8 protein-coding genes are annotated in these 10,975 nt (G+C 33.4%); 2 read left to right on the plus strand and 6 right to left on the minus strand.

Annotated elements, in window-relative coordinates; genetic code table 11:
- Nucleotides 1-172: 172 nt before the first annotated feature.
- The 5 genes from murI to gmk all read right to left on the minus strand — a co-directional run bounded on the left by murI (nucleotide 173) and on the right by gmk (nucleotide 6,258).
- Nucleotides 173-973 (minus strand): glutamate racemase, encoded by an 801-nt coding sequence (gene murI, locus EV697_RS09635; RefSeq protein WP_132025061.1) that lies wholly within the window; start codon nucleotides 971-973, stop codon nucleotides 173-175.
- Nucleotides 974-1,048: 75 nt separating this feature from the next.
- Nucleotides 1,049-3,130 carry an ATP-dependent DNA helicase RecG gene (recG, locus tag EV697_RS09640; protein WP_132025063.1) on the minus strand — a complete coding sequence of 694 codons (2,082 nt, stop codon included), beginning with the start codon at nucleotides 3,128-3,130 and terminating at the stop codon, nucleotides 1,049-1,051.
- Nucleotides 3,130-5,253 (minus strand): bifunctional GTP diphosphokinase/guanosine-3',5'-bis pyrophosphate 3'-pyrophosphohydrolase, encoded by a 2,124-nt coding sequence (spoT, locus tag EV697_RS09645; RefSeq protein ID WP_132025065.1) that lies wholly within the window; start codon nucleotides 5,251-5,253, stop codon nucleotides 3,130-3,132. The genes recG and spoT overlap by 1 nt, the downstream gene beginning before the upstream one ends.
- 31 nt (nucleotides 5,254-5,284) lie before the next feature.
- Nucleotides 5,285-5,554, minus strand: coding sequence for a DNA-directed RNA polymerase subunit omega (rpoZ, locus tag EV697_RS09650; RefSeq protein ID WP_132025067.1), 270 nt, complete (start codon nucleotides 5,552-5,554; stop codon nucleotides 5,285-5,287).
- 77 nt (nucleotides 5,555-5,631) lie between these two features.
- A complete protein-coding gene (gmk, locus tag EV697_RS09655) occupies nucleotides 5,632-6,258 on the minus strand; it encodes a guanylate kinase (RefSeq protein WP_132025068.1) in 627 nt (208 codons plus the stop codon).
- Nucleotides 6,259-6,557: 299 nt separating this feature from the next.
- Between gmk and gap the strand changes: the two genes are divergently transcribed.
- Nucleotides 6,558-7,562, plus strand: coding sequence for a type I glyceraldehyde-3-phosphate dehydrogenase (gene gap / locus EV697_RS09660; RefSeq protein WP_132025070.1), 1,005 nt, complete (start codon nucleotides 6,558-6,560; stop codon nucleotides 7,560-7,562).
- Between the two features lie 119 nt (nucleotides 7,563-7,681).
- On the opposite strand, the gene EV697_RS09665 is transcribed toward gap, so the two are convergent.
- Nucleotides 7,682-8,635: an MBL fold metallo-hydrolase gene (locus tag EV697_RS09665; protein WP_132025072.1), complete on the minus strand. Its 954-nt coding sequence runs from the start codon at nucleotides 8,633-8,635 to the stop codon at nucleotides 7,682-7,684.
- Nucleotides 8,636-8,928: 293 nt separating this feature from the next.
- Here EV697_RS09665 and EV697_RS09670 point away from each other — a divergent pair, with 293 nt between their 5' ends.
- Nucleotides 8,929-10,746, plus strand: coding sequence for an AMP-dependent synthetase/ligase (locus tag EV697_RS09670; RefSeq protein ID WP_132025074.1), 1,818 nt, complete (start codon nucleotides 8,929-8,931; stop codon nucleotides 10,744-10,746).
- Nucleotides 10,747-10,975: the final 229 nt, after the last annotated feature.

Raw genomic sequence — 10,975 nt, forward strand, 5'->3', positions numbered from 1 at the left:
AAAAACGACACGAGCATTTTCTTCTGACAACGTCGTGTCGTTGTGGGGCGTATTATAGATATCTCATCAAACTTTGCAAGTACTTTTTTTTAAAATTTTTAAAAAATTTTATTGTATGTCTAATTTATAAACTTAATTTGAATAAAATGAATATTTATGTCTATTTTTCAAACTAAATTACATTAATTACAGACATTGTTTTAAAACCTAATTGATATAATGCATTCTCAAATTGCGCTTCGTGTTGAGAATTTTTCGTATAAAAAACCAAGTTTTCTATATTTTGATTTTGTTTTTCTTTAATATTGACATTTTTTAACAAGTTTTGTACTCGCAATGCAATAGCTTTACCTGAATCAATAAAATAATTTACTTGAGGCAAAAATTGCTTTATCTCATCTTTAATTAAAGGAAAATGTGTACAACCAAGAACTACCGTATCTAAATCATCAATTCCTTTCCATTGCTCTAACTCAGAACCTAACTGTAATAAATCAACTTCACCGTTTCGCAATTTTTTTTCGGCGATTTCGACTAAAACTGTAGAACCCAATTTCTCAACATTACAATCACTCGCATAATCTTTAATTAAATTATTAACATAGGTACGTTTAATCGTTCCCTTTGTTGCAAGTAACCCAATATGTTTCGATTCAGAAATTTTTGCAGCTGGTTTAATGGCAGGAACCGTTCCCACAATAGGTATAGCTAAATGTTCTCTCAAACTTGGTAGAACAACTGTACTTGCGGTATTACAAGCAATCACAATTAAATCTAGTGGAAAAGTGCGGTTGATTTTTTGACAAATTTTTAATGTTCGATCAATGATAACTTCTTCTGGTTTTTCAGAATATGGAAAACCAGCATTATCAAGACAATACAGATAATGGCAATCGGGTAATAAAGCTTTTACTTCCTTATAAACACTCAAACCACCTAGCCCTGAATCAAAAAAAAGAATCGTTGGTTGCATAACTTACTCTAAAACAAAAAAGTAAAGGAATTCTACCCTTTTCATAAATTGCTAGCAAATAGAAAAGAATTAATCCTAAGCATTAGAATAAATCTCTTTATTATTTAACCAACAATGGATAAGCTCATCTGCTATATTTGGATGTTGATGAATAAGTTTATTAGCATAATACTGAACTGAAGGAATCATTTTACGATCTCGCATTAAATTTGCTATTTTAAATTCTGCAATACCTGTTTGCTTTGTTCCTAGTACTTCTCCGGGACCACGGATTTCCAAATCTTTTTCAGAAATAACAAAACCATCTTGTGTGTCTTTCAACACTTGTAATCTCTTTTGAGAAACTTTTCCTAATGGTGATTTATACATAAGTACACAAAAAGAAGCCGCACTTCCACGTCCAACACGACCTCTGAGCTGATGTAATTGAGATAAGCCCAAACGTTCAGCATTTTCGATAATCATTAAACTAGCATTAGGCACATCAACTCCTACTTCAATAACAGTCGTTGCCACAAGCAAGTCTAATTCCGCATTTTTAAAGCTATCCATTATTTCTTGTTTTTCAGTTGCTTTCATTCTTCCGTGTACTAAACCAATTCGCAAATGAGGTAATGCAGCTTTTAAATCTTCGGCAGTTGCTTCTGCTGCTTGTGCTTCTAATACTTCACTTTGATCAATTAGTGTACATACCCAATAGGCTTGACGTTTATCTTTTAAACAAGCATTATTAACCCGTTCAATAATTTCTATGCGACGCTCTTCTGAAATTGCGACTGTTTTAATTGGAGTTCTTCCTGGAGGAAGTTCATCAATAATTGAAGTATCCAAATCAGCATATACTGTCATTGCTAATGTTCTGGGTATTGGTGTTGCAGTCATTATGAGCTGATGTGGATAACAATCTGATTTTGCTCCTTTTTCTCTCAGCATTAAACGTTGATTCACCCCAAAACGATGTTGTTCGTCAACAATAACTAAAGTCAAAGAGGAGAACTCCACTTCTTCTTGAAATAAAGCGTGCGTTCCAATTATCATTTGTAACGAACCACTTTTAACCTCATCTAAAACCTTTTGTCGAGATCTACCCTTTATTTTTCCTGTCAACAATCCTACTTCAATTCCTAAAGGTTCAAACCAACGACGAAAATTTACAACGTGCTGTTCGGCTAAAATCTCCGTTGGAGCCATTAATGCGACTTGCTTTCCATTATCAATCGCAAGTAATGCAGCTAATGCAGCAACTAATGTTTTTCCTGAACCAACATCACCTTGAACTAATCGCATCATAGGATAGGTATTAGCTAAATCTAGCTCAATGTCTTTCGTTACTCTAACTTGAGCATTCGTTGGTTTAAAAGGTAACTGTGATAAAAAGCGTTGTTTTATATCTGTTTGATAAAACAATGATAATGCAAAAAATGCTTGTGTTTTTAACCGCACTTTTTGCATTGCAAGATTATGGGCTAATAACTCTTCAAAAATTAAGCGTTTTTGTGCAGGATGCTCTCCTCGTTCCAGTAATTCGATAGAAACATCAGGAGGTGGGCGGTGTAAGAAATGTATTGCTTCTTTTAATGCAAAGGGAAAAGGATTAAATTCACGTGGTAATATTTCACGAATAGTTACTTTGTCTAGCATTTCTAATGCTTGATCCGTTAATTTTCGTAATGAATTTTGCTTTAAACCTTCCGTTGTAGAATAAATTGGTGTTAATGTTTCATCTAAAATAGCTGGAGTATTTCCCTGTAAAATTTGGTATTCTGGATGATGCATTTCCGCCATAAAACGCCCACGTTTTACTTCACCAAATGCTTTTACTCGACTACCTATTTTAAAGTTGTTTTTCATTCCTGCATTAAAATTAAAAAATCTTAATGCTATTTTTGATGAACTATCGGAAAGCGTTACCATTAAAATAGGTCTTTTCCCAAACTGTACATCACAAGTCTGCACGATAGCTTCAATGGTCGCATATTGATCTGGTAATAACTCAATAATAGGAGTAATTCTTGTACGATCTTCATAACGAATAGGGAGATGAAAAAGGAGATCTTGTAGATTAAAAATCCCCAGACGACTTAATTTTTGAGAAATCGCTACTCCTACACCCGATAAACTACTAAGTGGAATAGCATCTAATAATTGAATTGTCATTAATTATTAATATTACGAGTAACACTTACAAAACCACTAATAGTTTTAATCTTCCGAATAATATTAGCTAAATGTTGTGTATCTTTCGCGGTTAATAACACAACAACCTGATATAAGCGACCATCTTGTTCTTCAGTCCATATGCTATGGATATTACTGCCTAATGAAGAAATTGACGACATTAAATAAGATAAAGAATCTTGTTTATTTAAAATTTCAATTCTTAATTCCGTTTCAAAATCAACTTTGGTATCCGCATTTTCCCATTGGACTGACATATAACGTTCTGAATGTTCTTGTCTATCTTTAACGTTAGCACAACACTCATGATGAACCACTAATCCTTTACCTGGACTAGCATAAGCAATAATCGGATCACCCGGTATTGGATGACAACATTGAGCAAAGGTCATTAATAAACTATCAGAACCTTTAATTTCAAAAGGACTTGGATTATTTGTTAAATCGCCGTCCGTATCAATTTCAATCGCTTCACCAATTAAGCGATAAGCAATTACTGTACTCATTTGGTTGCCTAAACCAATTTCAACAAAAAGCTCATCAAGAGAATTTAATTTCAATTCAGATAAAAGTGCGGTCAAATTTTCTTGAGAAATATCCTCTAATTTTTGAGGTAATAACGAATTAATTAACTGACGTTTACCTAAAAGTATTGCTGTATCTACTTTAAGATCTTTTAAAGAATGACGAATATTAGTACGAGCTTTCGCTGTAACAACAAAATTTAACCAAATAGAATTAGGTTGAGCATAAGGCGAAGTTATAATCTCAACGGTTTGACCAGAAATAAGAGCTTGGGATAATGGATAAGGCTTTCTATCTACATTGGCGGCGATACAACGTCGTCCGACATCAGAATGAACCGCATAAGCAAAATCAATTGGCGTCGCACCTTTTGGTAGCTCAATAATTTTTCCTTTAGGTGTAAAAACATAAATCTCTTTAGGAAAAAACTCTGATTTAACACTCTCAATAAACTCAAATGAATTACCAACACTTTGTTGCAATTCAATTAAACTTTGTAACCAGCGTTGAGCTCGAATTTGGGCGGTTGTACTATCATTCTTACCACCTTGTTTATAAGCCCAATGAGCAGCAACACCTAACTCCGCCATCTGATCCATTTCTTCAGTACGAATCTGAACCTCAACAGGAACCCCGTGCGGACCAATCATTGAAGTATGTAAAGATTGATAACCATTTGCTTTAGGTACAGCAATATAATCTTTCACTCGTTTAGGACGAGGTTTATACAATCCGTGCATTTGACCAAGCACTCGATAGCAAGTATCAACATCTTTGACAACCGTCCGAAACGCATAAATATCCATAATAGAATCAAACTGCTGATCTTTGAGTCTCATTTTCTGATAAATAGCGTATAAATGCTTTTCGCGTCCAAATACTCTTGCTTTTATCCCAACATCATCAAGACGTCCCTGAATTTCAGTTGAAATTCGTTGAATCATATCTTTACGATTACCACGTGCAACTTTAATTACTTTCTGCAACACGCGATAACGCTGAGGATGCATCGCTTCAAATCCTAAATCCTCAAGCTCATTTTTTATATGTTCAATACCTAAGCGATGAGCTAGTGGAGCATAAATTTCTAAAGTTTCTTTGGCTATTCGGCGACGCTTATCTGGGCGTAATGCACCAAGCGTTCGCATATTATGTGTTCTATCTGCAAGTTTGATTAATACAACACGAATATCTTTCGTCATTGCTAAAATCATTTTACGAAAATTTTCAGCTGCAGCTTCTTTTCTAGTCCGAAATTTTAGTTTATCTAATTTAGATACACCCTCAACGATTTCAGCAACGCTTGCACCAAATTCCTCTTTTAATTGCTCTTCAGTATAAGGAGTGTCTTCAATAACGTCATGCAAAAGCGCACCCATAATAGCCTCATGATCCAAACGCATTTCTGCTAAGATAGAAGCAACTGCGACAGGATGAGTAATATAAGGTTCTCCACTTGAACGATATTGTCCTTCGTGAGCATCTCTTGCTATCACAAATGCACGTTTTACTAACTCTATTTTGTCATCGGGCAAATAACCACGAATAATATGCAACAAACTTTCAAACAAATACACAGGACACCTAACTGAATGGCATTAATTAAAATTAGTTACTAGATAATAACGAAACTGCATCTAATTCTGCATGTTCCTGTTCAAGCGCTTGATGGCGATCTTGAGCATTCATTATATCATTATTTATTAATCCTTTTTCGATTTCACGTAATGCTATAACTGTTGGTTTATCGTTCTCTTCAGGCACTAAAGGATCTTGAATGTTTAATTGTAACTGTCTAGCACGACGTGACGCAGTTAAAATTAAATCAAAACGATTACCAATTTGCTCAACTGCATCTTGTACTGTAACTCGAGCCATAATTTACTCCATTAATCTGTTTACTAAAATGATTAAAATTTAAAAGATAAAGGGGATTAATAATACTAAAAGATACCTTATTTTACCAGTAATTGTTGAAGCAATCTTAAATTTTGTATTTGTTGATACTCAACCGTTAATCTCTCAGCATTTAAAATATGATAAATATCAGCTAATGCTTGCTCAAAAGCATCATTAACAACCACATAATCATATTCATCATAATGAGAAATTTCACTTACTGCTTTTGACATTCTTTTTTCTATAACATCTTCACTATCTTGTCCACGACCAATAAGGCGTTTCCTAAGTTCTTCTAGTGATGGTGGTAAAATAAAAATACTTTTTACGCTAGATATTTTCTCTCTAATTTGTTGTGCACCTTGCCAATCAATATCAAGAAAAACATCAATTCCTTTTGCCAAATTTTCTTGGATTGCGGTAAGTGAGGTACCATAATAATTACCGCCAAAAACTTTAGCATATTCCAAAAATGCCTCTTGTTCAATTAATGCCTCAAATTCATCATGAGAAACAAAATGATAATGTACTCCATCAATCTCTCCAGGACGAGGTTCCCTTGTTGTATGAGAAATTGAAACCATCATTTTTCCTTTCTGATCTTGCTTTAATAATTCAGAAATAAGAGAAGATTTCCCAGCCCCACTTGGTGCGGATATAATATAGAGATTCCCTTGACCCATAATACCACCTTACATTTATTAAAATATTTTCTATTATGCCGATAAATTAATAAAAAATCAGTACTCACAAAGATTTTTTATACCGAAATCAGCATTCTTATAAAAAATAAACAAAACACGGTTATTAACGATAAATCAAAATTTGACATAGATCACAAAATGTTTATCTGTTATATTTTTGGATATAGTCTAGTTTCATCAAAAAAAGAAACCATGCTATAATCCGAAAATGAAAATACACAAATCTATTTTTGTGATATAGACGTTTTGTTTAACTTAAATTTAAAGGTGAAAATCTTATGACAATTAAAATTGGTATCAATGGTTTCGGCCGTATTGGTCGTATCGTATTCCGTGCAGCACAAAATCGTTCAGATATCGAAGTTGTTGGTATCAACGACTTAATCGATGTTGAATACATGGCTTATATGTTAAAATACGATTCAACTCATGGTCGTTTCGACGGTACAGTTGAAGTTAAAGATGGTAATTTAGTCGTAAATGGTAAATCAATCCGTGTAACTTCTGAACGTGATCCAGCTAACCTAAACTGGGGAGCAATTGGTGTTGATGTTGCAGTAGAAGCAACAGGTTTATTCTTAACTGATGAAACAGCACGTAAACATATCACTGCGGGTGCAAAAAAAGTTGTTTTAACTGGACCGTCTAAAGATGCAACACCAATGTTCGTTAATGGTGTAAACTTTGACACTTATGCAGGTCAAGATATCGTGTCTAACGCATCTTGTACAACAAACTGCTTAGCGCCTTTAGCAAAAGTTATCAATGATAAATTTGGTATTAAAGACGGCTTAATGACAACAGTTCACGCAACAACAGCAACTCAAAAAACTGTTGATGGTCCATCAGCAAAAGACTGGCGTGGTGGTCGTGGTGCAGCTCAAAACATCATTCCATCTTCAACTGGTGCAGCTAAAGCAGTAGGTAAAGTAATCCCAGCCTTAAATGGTAAATTAACTGGTATGGCTTTCCGTGTTCCTACACCAAACGTATCTGTTGTTGATTTAACTGTAAACTTAGAAAAACCCGCAACTTATGCTGAAATCTGTGCAGAAATTAAACGTGCATCAGAAAATGAATTAAAAGGTGTTCTAGGCTATACAGAAGATGCTGTTGTTTCAACTGACTTCAACGGTTGTGCATTAACATCTATCTTTGATGCAGCAGCAGGTATTGCATTAACTGATTCATTTGTTAAATTAGTATCTTGGTATGATAATGAAACTGGTTATTCAAACAAAGTATTAGACTTAGTTTCTCATATCTATAACTACAAAGGTTAATCTAAATCTTTCTAGAATTAAACCGCTCTTTGAGCGGTTTTTTTATGCCTAGTTAGCTTTTAAATTATCATTAAACTAGGCTATGTTGATCAATGAAAACTTACCATAAAGTTCCATTCTTACATACAGCTACCTATTTTTTTCCCCGTTTGTAATTGATAAATATCACAATCTTTTGCAAAATCTAATGGACCATTATAATAAGAACGAATAGCTGATTGTGTTTCATCTTCTGTATGCTCTGTACGATGCATAAAATGAGATAGCAATAAATGATGGACTTTCGAATCACGAGAAATTCGTCCTATTTCTGACGGCTTCATATGTAAATGTTGTGCCACATGATCTTTACTACTTTCAGGTACGGCATGATGAGCAATAAAAATATCCGCTGTCTTAGCTAAATGTTCAAGCGTCTTCCCACTATTATTCGTATCACCTGAGATAACTAAAGAACAACCATCTTTTTCAATACGCCAAGCTAATGAAGGCAATAAACCATGATCAACGCCTATCGCCTGTATAGAGAAATCACCAATTTTAGTAGTAAATAAACGAGGATTATCGTGATCCGCATTCACCTCAATGGGTATTAAGCGATAAACTGCTTCTCCAGTAAGAAAATCAGACAAATAAGGATAAACACCATTTACACCAAATTGACGTTCCACAAAAACAGAAGTACTAGGGATAATATGATTACCAGTTGGACCATATAATGGTAAGTCACGCTCACGATCAGAAAAAAATGATGCTTTAATTATTGCTGGTAAATCATTGACATGATCCACATGAAAATGCGTAAAAAGAAGAGCCTCTAAATCTTCAATTTTTCCACCTACACGTTCAAAGTTCAATGAAGCACCTGCACCAAAATCAATAATAAAACGTGCTTTACCTTTTTCTCTTAATAAATATCCCGTAGAAGCTCGCCGATCAGTAAGCTCTGGTCCACCAGAACCAAGAACAACAACGTCAATCTCTGAATTAATACAAGATGTAGCAGTAATTTCAGCTGCTTGTAATTGTGGTATTAGAATTATCGATAAAAATATTAAAAGAAATTTACGCATAAAGAACCTCACAATTAAATAATTAAAATATGTATAAATCTAACACGTATAAAAGTATTGTAGCCATAAAAAATACATATTAATGAAAAAATTTTTAATATTATTCAGAATAAAATAATCTAAATTTAATTATAAATATTTTGCCATATCTAAAATAGCGAACATCTGTATTTTTATAAAAATACGATTTTAATCAAAAAATAAAGAAATTATTATTTTTTAACTAGCAATTTTATTCATTAATCATTATATTAGCTTACAAGTGTAAGCTAGAAATAAATAATATAGGATTTATGAATAATAACGACTTTCATTTGATTAATCGTATCAGATTTCAATCAGAAACACTGAAAAATAATACCGCACTTCGCTACCTTAAAAACGACCAATGGTTAGATATTTCTTGGTCGAGCTTTCAAGAGCAGATTGATGAATTATCACAAGCTCTTTTAACAAATGGTATTAATATTCAAGATAAAATCGGTATTTTCGCGAATAATATGCCTCGTTGGACGATTACAGATATTGCTACATTGCAAATTAGAGCTATCACAGTGCCAATCTATGCAACCAATACAGCACAACAAGCAGCCTATATCATTAATGATGCAGATGTAAAAATTCTATTTGTTGGTGATCAAGAACAATATAATCAGGCAATAAGTATTATTGAACAATGTCCGATGCTGGAAAAAATTGTGGCAATGAAAGAAAGTATTATTACCAACGGTCATTCAAAATCAATTCATTGGGCTGAATTTATTAAAAATCTATCTAATGAAAGTAAAAATGAGCTCAAATCACGGCTAGAAAACAAAAAACTTGATGATCTATTTACACTAATTTATACCTCGGGAACAACAGGTGAACCCAAAGGGGTAATGCTTGATTATTCAAATTTAGCACATCAATTAAAAGCCCATGATCAATCGCTACAACATATTGATCATAATGATGTTTCTCTCTCTTTTTTGCCATTTTCACATATTTATGAACGAGCATGGCTCGCTTATGTACTTCATCGTGGGGCAGTAAATTGCTATATTGAAAATACAGAACAAGTAAGAACTGCACTTTCTGAACTAAAACCAACATTAATGTGTGCCGTTCCTCGTTTCTATGAAAAAATTTACTCTGCTATTCACGACAAAGTCCAAAAAGCCCCCACTATCCGTAGAATGATTTTTAACTGGGCAATGAATATTGGACATAAACATTTTCATCTAAAATCAAATAGACAAAATATTTCTTTACTGTTAGGTATACAATATCGACTTGCAGATAAATTAGTGTTATCAAAATTACGTCATTTACTTGGTGGTCGTATTCGAATGATGCCTTGTGGTGGAGCAAAATTAGAGCCATCTATTGGCTTATTCTTTCATAGTATTGGTATTAATATCATCTTAGGCTATGGTATGACTGAAACTACTGCCACAATATCATGTTGGCGAGATCATTTTAATCCTAATTCAATTGGTGAAGTTATGCCAAATACTGAAGTTAAAATAGGCGAAAATGACGAAATCCTCGTTCGTGGTGATCTTGTTATGCGTGGTTACTATAAAAAGCCAGAAGAAACCGCACAAGCCTTTACTGAAGATGGATTCTTAAAAACTGGTGATGCAGGAATGATTGATGAAGAAGGTAATCTCTATATCACAGATCGCATTAAAGAACTGATGAAAACATCAACAGGGAAATACATTGCTCCACAACATATTGAAGGGAAAATAGGTAAAGATAAATTTGTTGAGCAAATCGCCATTGTTGCTGATGCCAAAAAATATGTTTCAGCACTTATCGTGCCTTGTTTTGATAGTTTAGAAGAATATGCAAAGCAGCTGAATATAAAATATCAAGATAGAATGGAATTAGTAAAAAATTCTGAGATCATTCAAATGTTTGAAAAGCGTATCAATGAATTACAAAATGAGCTAGCACATTTTGAAAAAGTAAAAAAATTTACGTTATTACCTAAGGCATTTACCACAACAATGAATGAAATCACTCCAACATTAAAATTACGTCGTAAAGTTATTCTGGAGCGTTACAAAGCACAGATTGAAGCAATGTATAAAAAAGATAATGAACATTCTAAAGATGTTTAATACTTAACTTTTAATTTATTTTTAGTATAGAACATTCTACCCCATAAGTTAGCTGCGCCTCAAAGTTGAACACCAATATTAAGGCGCAGATTTTTTATAAGTAAGTATTACTTCCATATAATTTGACATAAAGGAAAGAAAGAATGATAAAAAGTTGTTTGAAACCTTACAAAATCAGGATTTAAGTGGCTTTTTTGAATGAATGTAAAAAATATAATAGTAATACGCT

The organism is Bisgaardia hudsonensis (assembly GCF_004345785.1).
Lineage (GTDB): Bacteria > Pseudomonadota > Gammaproteobacteria > Enterobacterales > Pasteurellaceae > Bisgaardia > Bisgaardia hudsonensis.

Excerpts from the sequence above, each read along its gene's own strand:
- gap (WP_132025070.1), top strand. The coding sequence starts at position 6,558 with ATGACAATTAAAATTGGTATCAATGGTTTCGGCCGTATTGGTCGTATC.
- recG (WP_132025063.1), bottom strand. The coding sequence starts at position 3,130 with ATGACAATTCAATTATTAGATGCTATTCCACTTAGTAGTTTATCGGGT.
- gmk (WP_132025068.1), bottom strand. The coding sequence starts at position 6,258 with ATGGGTCAAGGGAATCTCTATATTATATCCGCACCAAGTGGGGCTGGG.
- EV697_RS09665 (WP_132025072.1), bottom strand. The coding sequence starts at position 8,635 with ATGCGTAAATTTCTTTTAATATTTTTATCGATAATTCTAATACCACAA.
- rpoZ (WP_132025067.1), bottom strand. The coding sequence starts at position 5,554 with ATGGCTCGAGTTACAGTACAAGATGCAGTTGAGCAAATTGGTAATCGT.
- EV697_RS09670 (WP_132025074.1), top strand. The coding sequence starts at position 8,929 with ATGAATAATAACGACTTTCATTTGATTAATCGTATCAGATTTCAATCA.
- murI (WP_132025061.1), bottom strand. The coding sequence starts at position 973 with ATGCAACCAACGATTCTTTTTTTTGATTCAGGGCTAGGTGGTTTGAGT.